The sequence below is a fragment of the Oceanobacillus halophilus genome (genome assembly GCF_003628505.1).
Taxonomy (GTDB): Bacteria; Bacillota; Bacilli; order Bacillales; family Amphibacillaceae; genus Oceanobacillus; species Oceanobacillus halophilus.
This window is the reverse complement of sequence record NZ_RBZP01000023.1, coordinates 1-20,500: the sequence shown is the minus strand read 5'-3', so window position 1 is coordinate 20,500 and position 20,500 is coordinate 1. Positions and strand designations below refer to the sequence as shown.

The 20,500-nt window shown below is 38.1% G+C and carries 15 protein-coding genes and 1 riboswitch; of the genes, 10 read left to right on the top strand and 5 right to left on the bottom strand.

The genetic code is table 11. The features are described from left to right. Nucleotides 1–142 precede the first annotated feature (142 nt). Entirely contained in the window at nt 143–4,513 is a 4,371-nt protein-coding gene (locus tag D8M06_RS17440) for a S8 family peptidase (RefSeq protein WP_241558983.1), read from the top strand. 138 nt (nt 4,514–4,651) lie between these two features. Continuing rightward, nucleotides 4,652–4,795: riboswitch (FMN riboswitch) on the top strand. A 168-nt stretch (nt 4,796–4,963) separates the two neighbouring features. Further along, nucleotides 4,964–5,551: an ECF transporter S component gene (locus tag D8M06_RS17435; protein WP_421904686.1), complete on the top strand. Its 588-nt coding sequence runs from the start codon at nt 4,964–4,966 to the stop codon at nt 5,549–5,551. Between the two features lie 1,014 nt (nt 5,552–6,565). On the opposite strand, the gene D8M06_RS17430 is transcribed toward D8M06_RS17435, so the two are convergent. Then, nucleotides 6,566–6,955, bottom strand: coding sequence for a hotdog fold thioesterase (locus D8M06_RS17430; protein WP_121205868.1), 390 nt, complete (start codon nt 6,953–6,955; stop codon nt 6,566–6,568). Nucleotides 6,956–7,002: 47 nt separating this feature from the next. Further along, nucleotides 7,003–7,938 carry a 1,4-dihydroxy-2-naphthoate polyprenyltransferase gene (locus tag D8M06_RS17425; protein ID WP_121205867.1) on the bottom strand — a complete coding sequence of 312 codons (936 nt, stop codon included), beginning with the start codon at nt 7,936–7,938 and terminating at the stop codon, nt 7,003–7,005. A gap of 196 nt (nt 7,939–8,134) precedes the next feature. Between D8M06_RS17425 and D8M06_RS17420 the strand changes: the two genes are divergently transcribed. The 8 genes from D8M06_RS17420 (at nt 8,135) to ytkD (ending at nt 16,194) form a co-directional block, all read left to right on the top strand. Then, nucleotides 8,135–9,523 (top strand): isochorismate synthase, encoded by a 1,389-nt coding sequence (locus D8M06_RS17420; protein WP_121205866.1) that lies wholly within the window; start codon nt 8,135–8,137, stop codon nt 9,521–9,523. A gap of 3 nt (nt 9,524–9,526) precedes the next feature. Then, complete coding sequence (gene menD, locus D8M06_RS17415; protein WP_121205865.1) at nt 9,527–11,284, top strand: 2-succinyl-5-enolpyruvyl-6-hydroxy-3-cyclohexene-1-carboxylic-acid synthase; 1,758 nt, start codon at nt 9,527–9,529, stop codon at nt 11,282–11,284. A 1-nt stretch (nt 11,285) separates the two neighbouring features. Further along, nucleotides 11,286–12,086, top strand: coding sequence for a 2-succinyl-6-hydroxy-2,4-cyclohexadiene-1-carboxylate synthase (gene menH, locus D8M06_RS17410; RefSeq protein WP_121205864.1), 801 nt, complete (start codon nt 11,286–11,288; stop codon nt 12,084–12,086). 105 nt (nt 12,087–12,191) lie between these two features. Next, nucleotides 12,192–13,010, top strand: coding sequence for a 1,4-dihydroxy-2-naphthoyl-CoA synthase (gene menB, locus D8M06_RS17405; RefSeq protein ID WP_121205863.1), 819 nt, complete (start codon nt 12,192–12,194; stop codon nt 13,008–13,010). A gap of 129 nt (nt 13,011–13,139) precedes the next feature. Continuing rightward, the gene (locus D8M06_RS17400; RefSeq protein WP_121205862.1) at nt 13,140–14,591 is read left to right on the top strand and encodes an o-succinylbenzoate--CoA ligase; all 1,452 of its coding nucleotides are present in this window, start codon (nt 13,140–13,142) and stop codon (nt 14,589–14,591) included. 120 nt (nt 14,592–14,711) lie between these two features. After that, entirely contained in the window at nt 14,712–15,017 is a 306-nt protein-coding gene (locus D8M06_RS17395; protein WP_121205861.1) for a hydrolase, read from the top strand. A gap of 136 nt (nt 15,018–15,153) precedes the next feature. Beyond that, nucleotides 15,154–15,699 carry a hypothetical protein gene (locus D8M06_RS17390; protein WP_121205860.1) on the top strand — a complete coding sequence of 182 codons (546 nt, stop codon included), beginning with the start codon at nt 15,154–15,156 and terminating at the stop codon, nt 15,697–15,699. A 27-nt stretch (nt 15,700–15,726) separates the two neighbouring features. Next, nucleotides 15,727–16,194 carry an RNA deprotection pyrophosphohydrolase gene (ytkD, locus tag D8M06_RS17385; protein ID WP_121205859.1) on the top strand — a complete coding sequence of 156 codons (468 nt, stop codon included), beginning with the start codon at nt 15,727–15,729 and terminating at the stop codon, nt 16,192–16,194. A gap of 751 nt (nt 16,195–16,945) precedes the next feature. Here the strand turns inward: ytkD and D8M06_RS17380 are convergent. Genes D8M06_RS17380 through D8M06_RS17370 form a run of 3 tightly spaced genes read right to left on the bottom strand, consistent with a single transcriptional unit; the run spans nt 16,946 to nt 19,525 of the window. Further along, a complete protein-coding gene (locus tag D8M06_RS17380; RefSeq protein ID WP_121205858.1) occupies nt 16,946–17,746 on the bottom strand; it encodes an ABC transporter permease in 801 nt (266 codons plus the stop codon). Next, on the bottom strand, nt 17,743–18,522 hold the full coding sequence (locus D8M06_RS17375) for an ABC transporter ATP-binding protein (RefSeq protein WP_121205857.1): 780 nt from the start codon (nt 18,520–18,522) through the stop codon (nt 17,743–17,745). Before D8M06_RS17375 ends, D8M06_RS17380 begins: the two co-directional genes overlap by 4 nt. 13 nt (nt 18,523–18,535) lie before the next feature. Next, complete coding sequence (locus D8M06_RS17370; RefSeq protein ID WP_121205856.1) at nt 18,536–19,525, bottom strand: ABC transporter substrate-binding protein; 990 nt, start codon at nt 19,523–19,525, stop codon at nt 18,536–18,538. Between the last annotated feature and the right edge of the window lie 975 nt (nt 19,526–20,500).

The following is a 20,500-nucleotide window of genomic DNA, read 5'->3' as shown; positions in this document are numbered from 1 at the left end:
TCTAGAAGGAGGGTAGTATGTAAATTTGCAGCGGTTTTTTGGAGGACACACCCCATATAACAGATGGATATTACTTGGTGTGAAACTACTAAGCTGCATAACCAAACATTTGAAGTGTTAAAATTCGAGGGGAGGAAACAAATTGAGAAAGAAACGAAAAAAACAGACGAAACTGTTTAGTATTGCGGCTTCCGTGTTAATGACATTTTCATTAGTTGCACCAAGTGTGTCGTTAGCTGAATCTAGTAAAGTTTCAGAGTCACTAAATGATTCTACTAAACTAGCAGAAACGAAAGTTAGTGATCGATTATTAACACAATTTAAAGATGATGATGAAGTAACTTTCCTGGTTAAGTTTAGTGAAAGAGCTGATTCAATGAAAGTAGCGGCAGAAGCTAGAAAGAATGCACAAAAAGCGAACTTGTCAGCGAATGGACAAGAACATGCGCAACGCTCTGCTGTTATTTCCGAATTAAAAGCAACTGCTTTAACATCACAAGCTAATGTAAAGGAGTTCTTAGAAAAACAAAAGGAAAAAGGTGCTGTTAAAGACTACCATTCTTATCATATTGTTAACGGGATGGCAGTAACAGCTACAAAATCAATTGCAGAAAAGATAGCAAACTTTGCCGAGGTTGAAAAGATTTTGCCTAACGAACAAAGACAATTATTTGATTCAGTAAAAGAAGAAACACCTGATTCGGAAACACAAAGTATCGAATGGAATATCGATCGTGTAGGCGCTCCTGATGTTTGGGGTATGGGTATTGACGGAGCTGGTGTAGTTGTAGCTAATATTGATACTGGAGTGGAATGGGATCACCCAGCATTAATGGATAAATACGCTGGCTATGATGCAGCAACTGGTGACGTGGATCATACGTATAGTTTCTTTGACCCTGTAAATGGAGAAACAGAACCATATGATACGGATGGTCATGGAACACATACAATGGGGACAATGGTAGGTAGTGAAACAAATGGAAATAATCAAGTAGGTGTAGCTCCAGGGGCGGAATGGATTGCCGTTCAGGCGTTTACCGATGATGGAGCATATGACACGGATTTATTAGCAGCTGCTGAATGGTTGTTGGCTCCTGGTGGAGATGCTTCGAAAGCTCCAGATGTTGTGAATAACTCTTGGGGTGGCGGTTCTGGTCTAGATGAATGGTACCGTGATACAGTCATTGCTTGGAGAGCAGCAGATATCTTTCCTGCATTTGCAGCAGGAAACACCACTTTATTTAATCCGGGTGGTCCTGGATCTGTAGCAGTGCCATCTAACTATCCAGAATCTTTTGCGGTTGGAGCAACAGATAATGGCGATAATCTAGCGGAATTTTCATTACGTGGTCCATCCCCATATGATGAAATCAAACCGGATATTTCTGCACCTGGTGTAGCAGTTCGTTCTTCTATACCTGGCGGTGGCTATGCTAGTTACAATGGTACTTCCATGGCAACTCCTGCTATAGCTGGTGTTGTTGCGTTGTTAGAATCTGCAAACTCTAGTTTGACAGTTGATGAAATTGAAGAAATATTAATAGAAACAGCTGTACCAATGACAGATAGTGAATATCCAGAAGCGCCAAATAATGGATATGGTCATGGATTAGTAGATGCTTTTGCGGCAGTTGGTACAGTAGCTTCCGGACTTGGAACGATTGAAGGTCAAGTTACGGTTGACGGAGAAGATGCAGAAGAACCTGTCTTTGAACATTCTGCACCTGCTGAAACTTATGAAGGAATGGATTTAGATTTAACAGTTGAAGTAAGTGATAACATTAGTGTGACATCTGTGGAGTTAATCGTTGATGGAGAATCTGTGGAAGCTAGTCGAATCTCAGGTGATTATAAATCTGGTGAATATGAAGCAACAATCCCTGGAGAAATAATTAATGGAGAAACACTTGCGTATCAATGGGTTATCAACGACTTCGGTGATAATGAAGTAACGAGTGATGAATATTCTATTACCATTCTTCCTGGTGTTTCTGTAGGTTACTCCACAAACTTTGAAGAGAGTCCTGCAGGCTGGTCCATCTTTGGTGAAAATAGTACATGGGAGCGCGGAGTACCAACAAGTGGTCCTGAGAGTGCTGCCTCCGGGGAATATGTTTATGCGACAAACCCTGAAGGAACTTATTCAAACAATGAAAATTCAACTTTAGTAATGCCACCAGTAGATTTACCAGAGGGAGAATCCTATCTTCAATTCGAACAATGGTACAATATTGAAAATAATTGGGATTATGGACATGTGTTTATTTCATCCGATATGGATGATTGGGCACCACTTGCACAATTTACGAACACAACGAATGGTTGGGAATCATTTGAAGTGGACCTTTCTGAATATGCTGGAGAACGTGTCTATCTTGGATTTAATTTAGATACAGACGGTAGTGTACAAAGAGATGGTTGGTTTATCGATGATGTTACATTGTCAGATACTTCATTAGAATTAGATGAACCAACTGCATCCCTTGGTATTATCGGAAATTCAGATACTAAGAAGGGGGAAAAGAACGATACGAAGAAAGGGGAAAAAGTAGACCCAAGTAAGATTAAACCTAGTATAGAAAAAGACGATGTAGCTGTAACTGATTCTCTTAATGCGGTTCACCCAAGCTTACTTCCTTTAGGAGCACAAGTAAATGTGCTAGAAAGTGACCGTTCTGTTGCAACGAATCCAGCTGATGGATCGTATTCTTTTATGCATCCAGCAGGAGACTTTACATTGGTAGCGGAAGCTTATGGTTATCATTCTGAGGAACAGTCCGTTTCTCTTGCAGATGATGAAACAGTAACTGCTAATTTCACCTTAGAAGAGTTACCACAAGCTACAGTTAATGGTACGGTAACGAGTGCTAATTCTGGCGATCCTGTCGAAGGTGCAAGTCTTCTATTAGTGGAAGATGCAAATGTTGAACCTGTTGAAACAGATGAAGATGGTAATTATGAATTAACAGCATATGAAGGAACTTACACATTGAAAGTAATTGCTCGAGATTTCCATAGCAAGGAAATGGAAGTAAACTTTGATGAAGACCAAGAACTTAATATTGAATTAGAACCATTATTCACCTATCCTGGTGGAGAAATTGGATATGACGATGGTACAGCAGAAAATGCGCGTGCATACTATGATGCAGGTAATAAATGGGCTGTGAAGATGTCCTTACCAGAAGGACAGGATTCTGCAATCGTAACGGATGGGGTATTCCAATTCCATGGTACTGATTGGCCTACTCCTGGTGACACACCATTTGCAGTTGAAGTTTGGGATGCAACCGGTGAAGATGGTTTGCCGGGTGAAAAATTAGCTGGTCCAATTGATGCTGAAGCTATTCGAAGCTTGGATGAATGGACGGTTGTTGACCTCAGGGATCAGAATATCCAAGTAGAAGGCGATTTCTACATGGTGTATGTTCAAACAGGAGCTAATCCTAATGTTCCTGGCTTGGCAACAGATGAGAGCAGTGAAAATGCTGGAAGAAGTTATCAAAGTGTAAGTGGAGCATGGTCACCATCGCCAGCTGCTGAAGGTAACTACATGATTCGAGCTCGAATTGCTCACACCATAGAAAAAGCTGAAATTACTTCACCATCTGAAGGTGTCATTACCAATGAATCTGAATTAACAGTTGAAGGTACAGCATCTCCTACTACTACTATTTCCTTATTAAATAATGGGGAAGAAGTAGATACAGTAGATATTGACGAAAATGGCACTTTTGAACTCCCTGCTGAACTTACAGAAGGTGAAAATGTATTGACTGTAGTTACGTATTCTAATGGCGAAGAAGTGAATATTTCAGAACCAGTTACCGTTACTCTAGATACAGAGGCACCTGAATTAACGATTGATAATCCAGTAGATGGAGATAAGACAAATCGTGAGACTGTAAGTGTAGAGGGAACTATTGCAGATGAAAATCTTGAAAATGTCGAAGTAAACGGTGCGGAAGCTTCTGTAACAGATGGAAGCTATTCGAAACGAATTATCCTTGAAGAAGGGGAAAATGAAATTGAAGTAGTTGCTACGGATGCGGCTGGTAATCAGGCTGCTGAAACGATTACAATCGAAGCTGACTATACTGCTCCAGTAATTGAAAATGTAACACCAACAGAAGACCAAGAGGTTAAAGCAGGTGAAACGGTTGTGATTGAATTTGACAGTGAAGCAGATTTAACTGCAACCTTCTCTATGCTAATGCCTTTAACGAATATTAACGTACAGAATGCAACGGAACTTCCTATGATGGAAACATCAGAGGGACATTATGTTGGTTACTGGACAGCTCCGGGAGATTTAGTTGCTGAAGGTGCTGTAATCCAAGTGAAAGTGATTGATGACTTCGGTAATGAAACAATGGAAGAAGCTGAAGGTAAAGTAAGCATTGTTGAGGATAATGGGAATGGTAAAGGAAAAGGAAAAGGTAATGGCAAGGATAACCCAAATAAAGGAAAGGGCAATAACAGCGGGAAAGGAAAAGGAAGCAACAAATAGTCCTTTCTTTTAGAGAGAATGTTTTAAAAAGGTGTAGAGGCTATTAGCTTCTGATACTTTTTAATAGAAATTAGTGAAAAACTCTTTTCAAAAGCATATTATAGTAGTATAATAATGTTGTAAAATTAAATAATCGATTCTAATCTTCGGGGCAGGGTGAAATTCCCGACCGGCGGTAAATAGCTTTAAGCTTGAAGTCCGCGACCCGCAATAATTACTATTGTGGTGGACCTGGTGAAAATCCAGGACCGACAGTTACAGTCTGGATGAGAGAAGATGTCGAGCCTGATTATGGTATGTTTGTGTACCGTAATTGCTATTAAATTTGTATGACTATACCCTAAAGCCCCATTAGGCTTTAGGGTTTTTATGGTTTAATAGCGGTTCTTTATCAGACCAAGGCTTCTCCTTCACGACAAGAGAGGAATCGATAAATTGAAGGAGGAAATGATGATGAAAAAAAATCCACAATCATCCAAATTACTTAAACTTATTATTCTAGCTTTACTTGGGACTATTTCACTCGTATTATTTTTTGTGAATTTCCCGCTCCCGTTTTTACCACCGTATCTAAAAATCGATTTTAGTGATGTTCCGGCACTGATGGCGTCCCTTATTTTTTCTCCAATGGCTGGAGTTATCGTAGTAGCAGTGAAAAATCTACTTTATCTAGCTGTTTCTGGTGCTGGGGATCCAATAGGTGTGGTAGCGAACTTTTTGGCAGGTTTAATGTTCGTTGTTCCTGTATCTGTGTTTTATCACAAATTTAGAAAAGATGTTAAGAGTGTAGTGTCTGGTCTAGTAACAGGAACAGTTATCATGGCAGTCGGAATGAGTGTATTGAACTATTTCTTTATATTACCAGCATATGGTTGGTTTATGGGATGGGAAATGACACCACAAGTTATTTGGGCTTCTGTTATTGCCGGTGTACTCCCGTTTAATGCAATTAAAGGGATAGTAGTAGGACTTCTATTCGTTCCTTTATTTATTAAAATGAAAACTTGGATTGAAAAACAACAAGCAAGATTAGCATAGATTAAAAGAGCTAACCATATGATGGTTGGCTCTTTTTGATTTGTGGAGGAATTTTTATAGCTGGAAAAATGGGTCATGGTTTGTAGTAAAGTGGTCAGGAGACTCTATGAAATTGGTATGAAAACGAAAATCAACGAACCTGAGCCATATCGTAAATTTTGTTGCTTTTTTATTGTCGTATTTGATAGAAACTCCTGATATATTTAATTAAGAATAAATAACTAATGGAGCGATTCGTTAACACCGCTACGGAAATACACTCCGCTTTCCGCGGGGAGCTGATGAGCCTCCTTCGTGCTGAAAAGCGTGTGCGCCTGCGTCTTCCAGTAGTGCTTCGAAGCGGGCTTTCTCGGCGCAAGGGAACGAGGAAGATGATTCAAGTAGTTCCCTCACTACGTAGTCTCACCGATGCTCTTCATCGGAACGCTTGGCAGGGTTACATCGCACGCAGAAAAAAGTGGTCTCCTTTTTTTCAAGGAGTCTCCGTGTATTTCCTTCGCTTAGTTCCTGCTCTGCTTAATTTTATCTAGGAAATTACTCTCTTTACGGGAAAACTCCCCCGAACGTGACATTATAGACTATAGTTTTGTAAATTTTTAGCGCATGTAAGATAGCGGAGGCAGAATGCGGAGACTCCTCGAAAATAAAGGGCAATTTTCTTCGTGCGATGTAATGCTGACGAAGACTTCCTTGTCCTGCGGGAAAAGCACGTGTCCGAAGACCCCGCAGCGATGGTTTTTCCGCGAGGAGGCTGAGGCCGTGCCCGCGGAAAGCGAAGTATTCTGCCGGAGCGAATGATCGCACAAATCAAACATAAGTGTAAGCGAGAACTACACTATTCTGAATTAAAGATAATAGAACTCTATATAAAATATGAACCAAAGTCATATTACAAAAAACAACAATCTTTTATAAAAGAGCCTATTTTAAAGAAAAGCTATCCATCCAATAGGATAAAAATAGCTCGGTTGAATTTTAAATTCCTCCGAGCACAAAACTTTGTTACAAGCTATTTTATTTTTTCTTTGGTACAACACCAACAGTACATCTTGATATACATATTAGCTGTTCTTCTTCGTCTGTTATGTTAATTTCCCAGACCATGGTTGTTTTTCCGAGGTGTACGGGTTTGGCTTTTGCGGTAACAATGCCTTCTCTTTTACTTTTAATATGGTTGGCATTTATTTCAATACCAAATACATTGTTTTTTTTCAAATCGACATTTAGTGATGCCCCTACACTAGCTGCTGTTTCGGCTAATGCAACGGAAGCACCGCCGTGTAAGAAGCCCATTGGCTGGTGTGTGCGGTGGTCTACTGGCATGGTCAAAACTACTAAACTGCTATCTAGTGACACAGTCTCGATACCTAGTGATTCCATTAATGTATTTTGCATGCGATCCATAAAAACTTCACCTCTTCTCTTCATTTATATATTTAAAATGATGTCATTTAGATAAAATGACTAATCAACAATGAAAGCCCTAATAGAATCCCGTAAATAGTATTTGTTTTTCCTGTTGCTTTCATAGCAGGCATCATCTCAAGAGGTTTGGTTTTTCCACGGAAATTTTTTATAACATCTTTTGCGACTACTACACTAATAAACGTAAGGATAGACCATAATGGTAGTAAGCCTAAAATTATATAAACAGCAGTTAAAACATACGTGATAACAAATAAAATGGCCATAAGTGTTATTGCTTTTTCTCTTCCTAATAAAACAGGGATGGTTTTTCGTCCGCCTTTTGCATCTCCGTCACGGTCGCGAATATTGTTTGCCATATTAATACTCCCTATAAGAATCATAATAGGAAGAGAAATCCATATTACTTCACCGGTTATCATATTGGTTTGGATAAAATAGCTAATTCCGATGATGACTGATCCCATGACTAAGCCAGAAGCCAATTCCCCAAATGGAGTAGATGAAATAGGCAAAGGTCCACCTGTGTAGTAATATCCCACAGCCATGCATGCTAGTCCAATTACCATAATCCACCAGTTGGACTCCATACAAATATATACACCTAGAAGCATCGCAAGAATATAAAGGGCTATGCCAAGATTCTTAATCGTTTTTGGCTTTATCCCATCACGAACGATTGATCCGCCAATACCAACAGATTCCTCTGTATCCAATCCGCGTTTAAAATCATAGTACTCATTAAATAAGTTCGTTGCAGTTTGTATGAATAAGGATGCGATTAGCATTCCGAGGAATAATAGCCAATCAACAGAACCTTCAGTAAATGCAAGCATCGTACCTACAAATACTGGTATAAAAGAGGCAGTTAATGTGTGTGGACGCATCATGCGCCACCATACGTGAAAACCGTCCCTTTCATTTAAAGCTTTCTTTATATTATTGTTATTTGTTGATTGCATGTAAGTTTTCCCCCTGAATTTATTGCTTACGCACATATATCATTCTAATTTTAGGAGAATAATAGGTCCGTGTCAATGTTTATACCTATATAGAACAGGAAAAATAAAAAAAGATAAGTGCTTTTCTTGAGAAACATGTAAAAAGAGCATAAAATGTATATGGATGTTTTTGTCATATCTATCGGAGGTCAACAGAATGATTGAAATAAAACATAGGCAAGTAGAAGAGTTAATAGAAAAAGCTATACAAAAAATCTCAAAAGATGAAGAATATCGACTTGTCAGTATAACAAATAAAATAGAAAATTTTGATGCACTTCAGTTCTTTGAAGGAGCAAAGCATATAGAGAAAAGCCGTACATTTTGGACGAATTCTGATAAGGATTTTTATCTAGTAGGAATTGGACAGGTGTATGAAATCCTTGCTGAAGAATCGCGTTTTACAGGAACGAAGAAGGCATGGCGAGATATTTTGTCCAAGGCCCTAATTTACAATCCATATGAAAGCCCTGGAACTGGCATTGTAGCATTAGGCGGAATGGCTTTTGATCCGAAGAAAGAGCCATCAGCTATTTGGTCGAATTATAAACAAAGTCATTTTACCATTCCTGAATTTTTACTATCAGTAAATAAGGATGACTGTTACTTCACGGTGAACATTCAAGTGAGAAAAGATGATCTTCCAACACAATTAGCGAATGAGATAGAACGAGTGGAACGAATTCTTTTTGCTCATTCTGAATTGGAGATTCAGGACTTAACGATTCAGTTTAAAAATGAAATAGCCCCATTTGAATGGAAAAATACAGTTAAGAAAGCAACAGAGGAAATTTGTCAGGGCAAAGCTGAAAAGATTGTATTGGCAAGAGAGATTCGATTGAAATTTAATGAAAGAGCCAGTATTACATCCGTTTTACGAAAGTTATTGGAAACACAGCCAAATAGCTATATTTTTGCTTTTGAAAAAGGAAATGACTGTTTTATTGGTGCGACACCTGAGAGACTTGTGAAGAGGGAAAAGGAACACCTGTTATCTACCTGCTTAGCAGGAACTGCGCCAAGAGGGAAGACAGCAGAGGAAGATAAACAAATAGGTAAAGAACTTTTACATGATCCTAAAAATAGAAAAGAGCATGACTTTGTAGTACAAATGATTAAGCAAGCGATGGAAGATTATTGCACAGATTTAGAAGTTCCTAATAATCCTGTTATCTATCCATTAAGAAACCTTCAGCATCTTTATACACCAGTAACAGCTACGCTGAAACAAGGTTATAGTATCTTTGATATTATTGAGAATCTACACCCGACACCTGCGTTAGGTGGAACACCCACAGAGGAATCTCTCGCTTTCATACGAGAACATGAGCACATGGATAGAGGTTGGTACGGTGCTCCAATTGGCTGGTTAGACAGTAATCAAAATGGGGAATTCGCTGTTGCTATTCGATCTGCACTTGTACAGGGAGAGGAAGCTTCATTATTTGCTGGATGTGGAGTAGTGAAAGATTCAGATCCAGAGGCAGAATATGAAGAAACAAATATTAAGTTTTTACCAATGTTATCCGTATTAGGAGGACAATAAATAATGGAGCATACAGAATGTTTAACTAGATATACAGCAAATTTTGTCGATGAATTAATTAAAAATGGAGTAACAGATGTGGTCATTTCTCCAGGCTCTCGTTCAACTCCTCTTGCATTAACTTTTACAGAGCATCCTGCAATTAAAGAATGGATTATAATTGATGAACGTTCGGCTGCATTCTTTGCTTTGGGAATGGCAAAGCAGTCGGAGAATGCAGTAGCGCTCGTTTGTACATCCGGAACTGCAACAGCTAATTACTTTCCGGCGATTATTGAGGCCCATTACAGCCGAGTTCCTCTCATTGTTCTGACAGCAGATCGGCCACACGAATTGAGACATATCGGTGCACCTCAAGCAATTGAACAAATAAAAATGTATGGAGACTATGTGAAATGGTTTCAGGAAATGGCGGTTCCAGAAGCTACTCCAGAAATGTTACATTATGTACGTAATAATGCAGCTCGTTCGGTATACATGGCAAAAGAAGGGAATGCAGGGCCAGTTCATTTAAACTTTCCATATCGGGAACCACTTACCCCAGACTTTTCGCTAGGGAATATTTGGGAACCTCTAGGTATAGAAACAGAAGAAAAAATAAATGGTTTTACCCATGATGGATTAAAACAATTGACCGCCTATCAATTACAATTACTTGTAAAGAAAATAGAAAGTAAGCAAAAAGGCTTGATTGTCTGTGGTCCGCAAATGGATGAACATTTTGCAGAAGCGGTTACAGAACTCGCGAATGAATGGGGATTACCTATTCTTGCTGACCCTTTATCACAGGTGCGTGCTGGAAGTCACCGTTTAGATAATATTATTGAGGGTTACGATGCGATTCTTCGGAATAAACAAATCCGTGATCAATTGAAACCAGATTTTATTATACGATTTGGTGCGATGCCAGTATCTAAACCTTATCTGTTTTATATGAAGGAAAATAAAGATGTCTTACAATTTGTTGTAGAAAATTATTCTGGTTATCGTGATCCATCCGGTAATGTTACCGAGTTTATATTTGCTGATTCTGTATGCCTTTGCGAGGATCTACTAAGTGTTGCTGATTTCGAAAACACGTTTGATGCTACATGGTTAAAAACATGGAAGGATATGAACAATGTTGCGAAAAAACATTTATTAACGGGTCAAGAAGAAGAAATTACTGAAGGGGAAGCAGTACGCAGTCTTTTTGAAGTAACTCCTGAAGATAGTTACGTATATGCAGCAAACAGTATGCCGATTCGTGATGTGGACACTTTTTTCATGACAACGGACAAAAAAGTTACTCTTTTAGCCAATCGGGGAGCTAATGGAATAGATGGTCTTCTATCGAGTGGTATAGGCGCAGCCACATCTGGTAAACAAGTAACAATTGTTGCAGGTGATTTGTCTTTTTATCATGATATGAACGGGTTATTAGCTGCCAAACAGCACAACTTAGATGTTACGATATTGTTAGTTAATAATAATGGTGGTGGGATTTTTTCCTTTTTACCACAATCCAATGATAAGAAACATTTTGAAGCATTATTTGGTACCCCGATTGATATTGACTTTAGATATGCAGCTTTCATGTATGGTGGTAAATATGGAAATGCAAACACAGAAGATGAATTGAAGAAATTACTGGAAACAAGCTATAAACAAGAAGGTTTGCATGTTATTGAAATTAAAACAGATCGAACGGAAAATGTAGAATGGCACCGTAAGAAATGGGAAGCAATCGAAAAGGAAATTTTAGAGCGTTGGGGTGAATAAAATGTACGCTTCCATTGGTGATGCAACATATTATTATGAGATTCATGGAGAAGGGGAACCTGTGGTGCTTCTTCATGGATTTACTGGAAGTACATCAACTTGGCAACAATACATTAAATCAGAAAGTACTAGGTTTAAAATAATCGTCATTGATTTGCCAGGACATGGCCATACAAAAATGAAAACACCTCGAACGATGGAGCAATGCTGTAAAGACGTAAATCAACTCTTACAAGAAATGAGAATAAATTCTTTCCATCTTGTGGGTTACTCAATGGGTGGGAGAACGGCCCTATCGTTTGCCATGCTCTATCCAGAAAAACTAAGGACACTCATTTTAGAAAGTGCTTCTCCTGGCTTATATACAACAGAGGAACGCAAGGTACGAATGGAAAAAGATGAAAAAATAGCAAGAAAAATAGAAACTGATGGGATTCTCAGCTTTGTTGATTTTTGGGAAAACCTTCCTTTGTTTGAAACTCAGAAGGAATTGCCAAAAGAAATCCAAGTACAAATTCGAGAAGAACGATTAGCTCAGGTTGAAGAAGGATTAGCAATGTCTCTTCGTTATATGGGAACAGGTAGACAGCCTTCCTGGTGGGGGGATCTACATCAGTTAGACATGCCAATTTTACTAATCGTTGGTGAAAAAGATGAAAAGTTTATTCGAATTAATAAAAAGATGCAAAAACTTTTTGTTTCGTGTAAGCTAAAAATATGTGGAGACGCAGGGCATGCGATACACGTGGAAAAACCAGAGATGTTTGATAAACTAGTAACAGAATTTATTTCTGTTAACTAGGTTACCTGCATGCATCTATATGTGGTAATGTGGTGGAAGAAAATTAGATTCATACATTGCATACGTTAGAAAATACATAAGCAATGAAAATAAAGGAGGATTATCATGACTGTTCAATGGGAAAAAGCAAAACAATATGAAGAAATCATCTATGAAAAATACAATGGGGTTGCAAAAGTAACAATTAATCGTCCTGAAAAAAGAAATGCGTTTACTCCACTAACTGTGAATGAAATGATTGATGCATTTGCTGATGCTCGTGATGATTCTGAAATTGGTGTCATCATTCTAGCCGGTGCAGGAGATAAAGCATTTTGCTCTGGTGGGGACCAAAGTGTTCGGGGGCATGGTGGATATGTTGGAAGTGACCAAGTTCCACGTTTAAATGTTTTAGATTTACAAAGACTTATCCGAACCATACCGAAACCAGTAATTGCCATGGTTTCAGGATATGCTATTGGTGGTGGCCATGTATTACATGTTGTCTGTGACTTAACAATAGCAGCTGATAATGCCATTTTTGGACAAACTGGCCCTAAAGTTGGTAGCTTTGATGCCGGATATGGTGCAGGATACCTTGCAAGAATGGTAGGACATAAACGTGCTCGTGAAATCTGGTATCTGTGTCGTCAGTATAATGCAGAAGAAGCATATGAAATGGGAATGGTAAACTCTGTAGTACCACTTGAAAAATTAGAAGGAGAAACGCTTCAATGGTGCGAGGAAATTCTCGAAAAATCACCAACAGCACTTCGTTTCTTAAAAGCATCCTTCAATGCGGATACAGATGGTTTAGCTGGGCTTCAGCAAATGGGTGGAGACGCAACATTGCTTTATTATACAACGGATGAGGCTAAAGAAGGTCGAGATGCGTTTAAAGAGAAAAGAAAACCAGACTTCAAGAAGTTCCCTCGTTTTCCTTGATTGTTTGTTTCAAAAGAACGACTGATGATTTCTGATGCCGGACTTTTAGAAACATAAAGGAAAATCTTCTAACAAAAACCTTTGCTTATCTAGCAAGGGTTTTTGTTTGCAAAAGAAAGGAGAAATATTATGTCGGAGACTATTCCACATTGGCTAACCAAACAGGCAGACCTTGTACCGAATAAAAAAGCAATTGAGCTTTATAATGGAAAAGCTTATACTTTTCATGAATTGAAGGCAGCTAGTCAATCTTTTGCTAGAAAATTATCGCAACTAGGTGTTAAAAAAGGAACTCATGTAGGAATATTATCGAACAATGGTATTGCAATGATAACAGCCATTCATGCATTAAGTTACCTAGGAGCAGTGGGAGTTTTACTTAATACACGTTTAACTACTAATGAGATAAATTACCAGGTGACGGATGCTGAGGTGAGCATATTATTAACTGCAGATGAATGTAAGCAAACGGCAGACCCCTTAAACGTAGAACAGGTCTATTCTTTTTCTGATGTAGAACGATTTACCGAGAAAGAAATAATACTTGCATCCGAACTTTGTTTGGATGACACTTTTACAATAATTTACACCTCAGGAACTACTGGGTTTCCTAAGGGGGTCATTCATACATATGGAAACCATTGGTGGAGTGCAATAGGGTCAGCACTTAATTTAGGCCTAAATAAAGATGACAAGTGGCTCATTACTTTGCCAATCTTCCATGTTAGTGGACTATCCGCTTTGATTAAAAATGTCATTTATGGAATGCCGATTTATGTGTTAGAAAAATTCGACGTAGATATTGTTCATTATATTTTAATGAATAAGGGCATTACGATTATGTCTGTTGTAACCATGATGGTACAAAATTTATTAAACAAACTGGGGGAAGATTTATATCCTAAAAGCTTAAGGTGCCTGCTTTTAGGTGGGGGACCAGCGCCGAAGCCAATGCTTGAGAAAGCGAAGTCGAAAGATGTTCCAGTCTTTCAATCATATGGGATGACAGAAACCTCCTCACAGATTGTTACGTTAAGTCCACAGGATGCGCTTGAGAAAATTGGTTCAGCAGGAAAACCTTTATTCCCTGCACAACTGAAAGTTAACCAGTCAGATATATATACAATTGGTGAGATTATGGTGAAGGGACCAATGGTAACAAAAGGTTATTATAAAAATGAACAAGCTAATGTGAACTCCTTTGAAGAGGGGTGGTTGGCAACAGGGGATATGGGATACTTGGATCATGATGGTTATTTATATGTAGTCGATCGTCGAAAAGACCTGATTATATCCGGAGGTGAAAATATATATCCATCGGAGGTTGAGAGTGTACTTTCTGGAATGGAACAAGTTGAAGAAGTTGGTGTAACTGGAAAAGATGACGATGTTTGGGGGCAAGTTCCAGTTGCTTTTATTGTTAAGTATGAGGACGTTAGTATAGATGAAATAGTAGCATTTGCGGGTGAAAGACTGGCAAAGTATAAAATACCAAAAGAGATTTATTTTGTAGAGGAACTTCCCAGGAATGCGTCGAATAAATTAGTACGGAGTAAATTGCTTGATTTAAGAATGGAATAATGGCGTGTTTACATCCTTCAAACAAAAATATGGATTTGATGTTCAACATATACCAAAACAACGTCTGATAAAGAATAGATTCTATACAGAAAGCCAAATTAGTACTAGGAGGTGCTCTGTATGGATAAAAGTAAGTACTTTATAAATGTAGGTAACGGTGAAATTTCGCAAGCAAAACATGATAACAATGATTATCTGACAATATATGCATCAGATAGTGAAATTGGGTACTTGCGAAGAAAATTTGAGAATATGCACAAGGCAAGTTTTGGGTCATTTATTCGATCGCATATTCCATTAGTTGAATACCATAATGATACTGCAAATGATCAATATGATGAAAATATGCTGGAAGTATATCGGATGTTGCATGAACTTGGGGATGAGACAACGAAGAGTCATATTGAAAGCATGGAAATCTTGTAGATAACAAGATGTAATTGAATACAAATTATGGTATCCTACAAATAAGAACTATAAAACATGATATTCCTTACTTTTGAGATGTTTAACCCCTTAGATAAAAAGGAATAGTATAATAGCAGAACTAAGGGGGATAAACATGAAGAATTTAGCTGCAATTCTGGGTGTTGCAACGATAAGTTTAATAATGGTTGTTCTATTTCTTACAGATGGAACTACGATGCCTGTGTCGGCTAAAAATCATTCACTTATTTCCGCTTCTTTAGAGAAGGACGAAGCGTTTCCATTAAAAAACGAAAAAAAAGAACTAACGCATGATAATATTGTACAACTAACAAACCGTTTTATGGATATATTAGTACAAGATTCTGAAGAAAATTATAAGGTTAAACAATTTAATACGAAGGAAGATTTATTAACAGAGTTTGAGAAGGTATCTACCCGAGAGACTGCAAAGTCGTATGTTGACTTTTATTACGAGGAAAAAGCAGACGGAATGTATATATTACCGACAGAAACTCCACCTTGGTTTATTCAGGATAATGACTATGATATAGAGCAGGTTAGTAACAATACGGTAAAGATTATTCAGAATAATACTACTGATTTAGATGGTAATTATACCATTGAAATGGAATTCACATATCATAAAACTTGGAAAATAACCAATATCACTCATCGATAGTATCGTACCAAAAGGCAGTTGAAAGTATTGAAGACATTTAGAGATTATTACAATAATGAAGTGACACTTTCCTTTGAGGATCATCCTTTTTCAAAGAACCCTAAGCACGTGTGGGTGATTTGTAAGTATCGGGATAAATGGTTATTAACCAAGCATAAGGAAAGAGGTTTAGAATTTCCTGGTGGAAAAGTTGAAGCAGGAGAAACGGCATTACAAGCAGCTATTCGTGAAATAAAAGAAGAAACAGGCGGAACGGTTAAAAACATCTCTTATATTGGTCAATATTATGTTGATGGTAAAAGTGACTATGTTATAAAGAATGTTTATTATGCTGTGATTCATACATTAGAAGAGCAGGAATCTTACTTTGAAACTGCTGGCCCTGTATTACTAGATGAAATTCCAGCAAATGTAAAAAACAATAAGTTGTATAGTTTCATTATGAAAGATAATGTGCTTGATTACAGTATGGAGCATATTAAATGCAAACTTTAAGATCAATCCTATAAATGGGATGGTCTTTTTTTCTTGAGTTTTATCCCTAAATTTGTTGGAAGGACATGTGTGCTTATATCGAGAAAGGGTATTTTTATATCGTTATTTGTTAGAAACTCCTGATATATTTAATTAAGAATAAATAACTAATGAAGCGATTCGTTAACACCGCTACGGAAATACACTCCGCTTTCCGCGGGGAGCTGGTGAGCCTCCTTCGTGCTGAAGCACTACGTAGTCTCACCGATGCTCTTCTTCCCGCAGGAGTCTCCGTGTATTTCCTCCGCTATGCGTCTGCTCTATTTGTATAAAAAAGAAATATGCTGTTTAAAGGATTTTAACGGTTTTCAAACGTAATTTCTAGAGCTATAAGCCCAAAGTAATCTTGAGCGCCTATTTTAGCGGAGGAAGAATACGGAGACTCCTGCGGGAATAGCACGTGTCCGAAGACCCCACAGCGAGGGTACTACTTGACTAAGCTTCTTTGACCCTTGCGCCGAGGAAGCCTACTTCGAAGCGTTACTAGTGGACGCAGGCGCAGGTATGTTTTTCCGCGAGGAGGCTGAGGCCGTGCCCGCGGAAAGCGAAGTATTCTGCCGGAGCGAATGATCGCACAAAACAAACATAAATGTAAGCGAGAGCTACACTATTCTGAATTATAGATATTAACAATCTATATAAAAATATAAATAAAGATTTGTTGAAAAAGCGACAAGAAGTATCGACTTCTTGTCGCTTTATATCCGTTGTTTTATACCGTGTGTTTAATCAGCCAGCTTTCTAACTTTTCCACTAATTTATACATGATGGCCGCAAGTATTGCAATCATGACCAGACTCGACATAACGAGAGTAAAATCGAAGACCTGGAATCCATAGATAATCAAGTAACCTAATCCTTGTTTGGAAACGAGATATTCTCCGACTATTACACCTACCCAAGATAAACCAACATTGACTTTTAATGTGGAAATCATAGTTGGCATTGTTGCTGGAAAGACAGCCTCTTTGAAACATTGCCATCTTGTAGCACCAAAGCTCTTTAGTACTTTCGAATAATTGGGGTCGACTTCATTGAACGCCGAATAAACAGTAAGTGTCGTAATAATGACTGAAACAAGAAATCCCATCATAATAATCGCCATATAACCGGGACCAAGAGCAACGATAATAATTGGACCAAGAGCAACTTTAGGCATGGCGTTTAGCACTACTAAATAAGGATCCATGACTTTGGAGAATCGGGTGAAGGACCAGAGTAAAGTTGCTAATACCACACCACCTATAGTTCCAATAATAAACCCTAAAATTGTTTCAAATAGTGTTACAGATAAATGGGTAAACATAGAACCGTTTGAAAATCTCTCCACCACCGATATAGATACTTTTGTGGGTGAACTAAACAGAAGTGGGTCAATCCAATAAAAGCGACTTGCTACTTCCCATAACACAAAGAATACAGCTAGAATAATTACTTGCCATGTCAAAACGATTTTTCTTTCCTTTTTTAACTTCTTGAGATAATTATCATATAATTGTTTATCGCTTTTCATCGAATGTCACCACCTTCTCGTTTGTCTAGTTCTTCCCAAATTTTATCAAAAAGTACTTGGTATTTAGGATGTTTACGTACAGTTAAAGGCAGTGATTGTCGTAATTCAATCGGCACTTCAAATGTTTTGGCAATACTTCCTGGATTTGCATTCATTACTAATATACGATCACTCATAGCAATTGCTTCCCCAATATCATGGGTAACAAGAATCGCTGTTTTATGATAGTTTTTTAAAAGTTTGCCAACTAAATCTTCTAATTTTAATTTTGTTTGATAATCAAGTGCAGAAAATGGTTCATCAAGCAACAATACTTTAGGATCATTAATCAATGTTCTGACAAGTGCTACCCGCTGTCGCATTCCACCAGAAAGGGAAGATGGATAGCTGTCTTGAACATTAGATAAACCTACTTCTTGTAACATTTTAATTGCATTGTTTCTCAATTCATCGGTTGACTTGTTATTAATCTTGGGACCTAATAATACATTGTCAATAATCGTCTTCCAAGGAAATAAATAATCCTGTTGTAACATATAACCTATTGCAAGCTCGGATTCATCAATTGGCTTTTTTTCAAGCAATACATTTCCTACTGTTTGCTTCATGATTCCTGCAATAATGGACAGGATTGTGGACTTACCGCAACCGCTTGGTCCAAGTAATGCAACAAATTCACCTTCTTTTAAGGAAAAGGATATATCGTCTAAAGCTTTAGTATAATCAGTTTTTGAGAAGTAATGGTGTGATACATGTTCTAAGGTTAGAAATGACAACGTATTTCCCTCCTTAGTTATTAATGACTTCTTCAGCAAATTTCGTATTCACCAATTCTTCGTATGGCACATCTTCAGGTAATTCTCCTGCTTCACCCATAATGGCTTTTAATTGTTTCCATTCTTCCTCGTCAAGAATTGGATCTGTAGCAAAGGAGTCTTGACTCTTATATCGCTCAATAGAAGATGCTAATAATTCTACATCTGTATCTTCAAAGAATGGAGCTACTACTTCTGCAATTTTATCGGCATCATTTTCTTGAACCCATTTCTGTGCTTTATATATTGCCTTTGTAAAATTTGTGACAGCTTCTTCATTTTCATCCATGAAACTTTGCTTTGCTAAAAATCCTGTATAAGGAACCTTACCTGATTCTTCACCAAATGATGCAACAATATGTCCTGTACCTTCTCGTTCAAACACACTAGCAGTTGGTTCGAATAATTGTACATATTCATAATCACCGGAAGCAAAAGCTCCTGGAATATTGGCAAAATCAACACTTTGATCGAGATTAACATCTGATTGTGGATCAATATCATGCTTCTTCAAGACATATTCTCCAACCATTTGTGGCATTCCTCCAACACGCTGACCTAGAAAGTTACTACCTTCTAAATCTTCCCATTCAAAGTCAGGTTTCGGTTCCTTAGCCACTAGGAAAGTACCGTCTGTTTGGGTTAATTGGGCGAAATTAATAGCATAGTCCCTAGAGTCCTGTGCATAAACATAAATCGATGTCTCTGCTCCTACTAGTGCAATGTCTGCTCCACCTGATAATAGTGTGGTCATTGTTGTATCACCACCCCAGGTCGTTTGCAAATCAATTTCCAATCCTTCCTCCTCAAAAAAACCTTCCTCTATGGCAACGTACATTGGTGTATAAAATACGGATCTTGTAACCTCTGCTAAGCTAATTTTTGTTGTACCAGTAGAACCGCAAGCCGAAAGAAAGATAAGCAAACCGATAGAAGTTAATGCAAGATATCTAATCTTTCTCATACATTTGACCCTCTTTCCTAAATTTTCTGATTGTCAAAACATTTTATGCTTTGGTGAAAAATGTGTGAATGCCTATATAGAAAACTTTTTGCTTGGATGGGTGAGGGGAGGTGGATTACGTATTTTATCGGGTTGTAAATCTAAACAAAAGGCCCTTTTGTATCGTTTGTTTTTTTGGAAGTTTACAGTTGATAGAAATTCCTGATTTATTTAGTTCAGAATAATGTAGCTCTCACTTACACTTATGAATGTTTTGTGCTGGGTTTCGCTCCAGTAGAATACTTCGCTTTCCGCGGGCACGGCCTCAGCTTCCTCGGAAGAAACCCACTTCCTGCGGGGGCTTCGGACACGTACTTTTCCCGCAGGACAAGGAAGGCTATGTCAGCATTGCATCGCACGAAGAAAATTGCCTTTTATTTTCGAAGAGTCTCCGCATTCTGCCTCCGCTATGTTGAAACTCTAAATAATTTTAAGATTTACTCCATATTGTCACGTTTAAGGTAGTTGTTCCTCGTAAATACAGAATTTTTCTAGTTAAAATCAGGTAGAGTAGGAAACTTAGCGCAGGAAATACACGGAGACTCCTTGAAAAAAGAAAACCACTTTTTTCTGCGTGCGATGTAACCCTGCCGAAGCGTTCCTTGTCCTGCGGGATGAAAAGCCTAGATGAGACTACGGAGAGCAATAGCTCGGAGTAGGCTCAGTAGCGCCCGCGGAAAGCGTAGTGTATTTCCGTAGCGGGTATAAAGCAGTATTCTGAATTAAAGATATTAGAAATCTATACAAAATGTAAAGTATGTTAAAAATCAACAAACTTTCAGAAATGAACCAAAAAAAATAAATATCTGAGAAAACGTGCGATTAAGTTATCTAAATAACCGAGTAGGCGTCGCCATTACTGACCACGCCTCTCACAGAGCTCACACGTGCGGACCTTCGCATGTGGCTCTTCCCATATATCCCTTTTAGAGATAA

What these genes read in the sequence shown, in the direction of transcription:
- D8M06_RS17395 (WP_121205861.1), top strand. Translation starts at nt 14,712, where the DNA reads ATGGATAAAAGTAAGTACTTTATAAATGTAGGTAACGGTGAAATTTCG.
- D8M06_RS17380 (WP_121205858.1), bottom strand. Translation starts at nt 17,746, where the DNA reads ATGAAAAGCGATAAACAATTATATGATAATTATCTCAAGAAGTTAAAA.
- menB (WP_121205863.1), top strand. Translation starts at nt 12,192, where the DNA reads ATGACTGTTCAATGGGAAAAAGCAAAACAATATGAAGAAATCATCTAT.
- D8M06_RS17435 (WP_421904686.1), top strand. Translation starts at nt 4,964, where the DNA reads ATGATGAAAAAAAATCCACAATCATCCAAATTACTTAAACTTATTATT.
- menD (WP_121205865.1), top strand. Translation starts at nt 9,527, where the DNA reads ATGGAGCATACAGAATGTTTAACTAGATATACAGCAAATTTTGTCGAT.
- D8M06_RS17430 (WP_121205868.1), bottom strand. Translation starts at nt 6,955, where the DNA reads ATGGATCGCATGCAAAATACATTAATGGAATCACTAGGTATCGAGACT.
- D8M06_RS17400 (WP_121205862.1), top strand. Translation starts at nt 13,140, where the DNA reads ATGTCGGAGACTATTCCACATTGGCTAACCAAACAGGCAGACCTTGTA.
- menH (WP_121205864.1), top strand. Translation starts at nt 11,286, where the DNA reads ATGTACGCTTCCATTGGTGATGCAACATATTATTATGAGATTCATGGA.
- D8M06_RS17390 (WP_121205860.1), top strand. Translation starts at nt 15,154, where the DNA reads ATGAAGAATTTAGCTGCAATTCTGGGTGTTGCAACGATAAGTTTAATA.
- D8M06_RS17370 (WP_121205856.1), bottom strand. Translation starts at nt 19,525, where the DNA reads ATGAGAAAGATTAGATATCTTGCATTAACTTCTATCGGTTTGCTTATC.
- D8M06_RS17425 (WP_121205867.1), bottom strand. Translation starts at nt 7,938, where the DNA reads ATGCAATCAACAAATAACAATAATATAAAGAAAGCTTTAAATGAAAGG.
- D8M06_RS17420 (WP_121205866.1), top strand. Translation starts at nt 8,135, where the DNA reads ATGATTGAAATAAAACATAGGCAAGTAGAAGAGTTAATAGAAAAAGCT.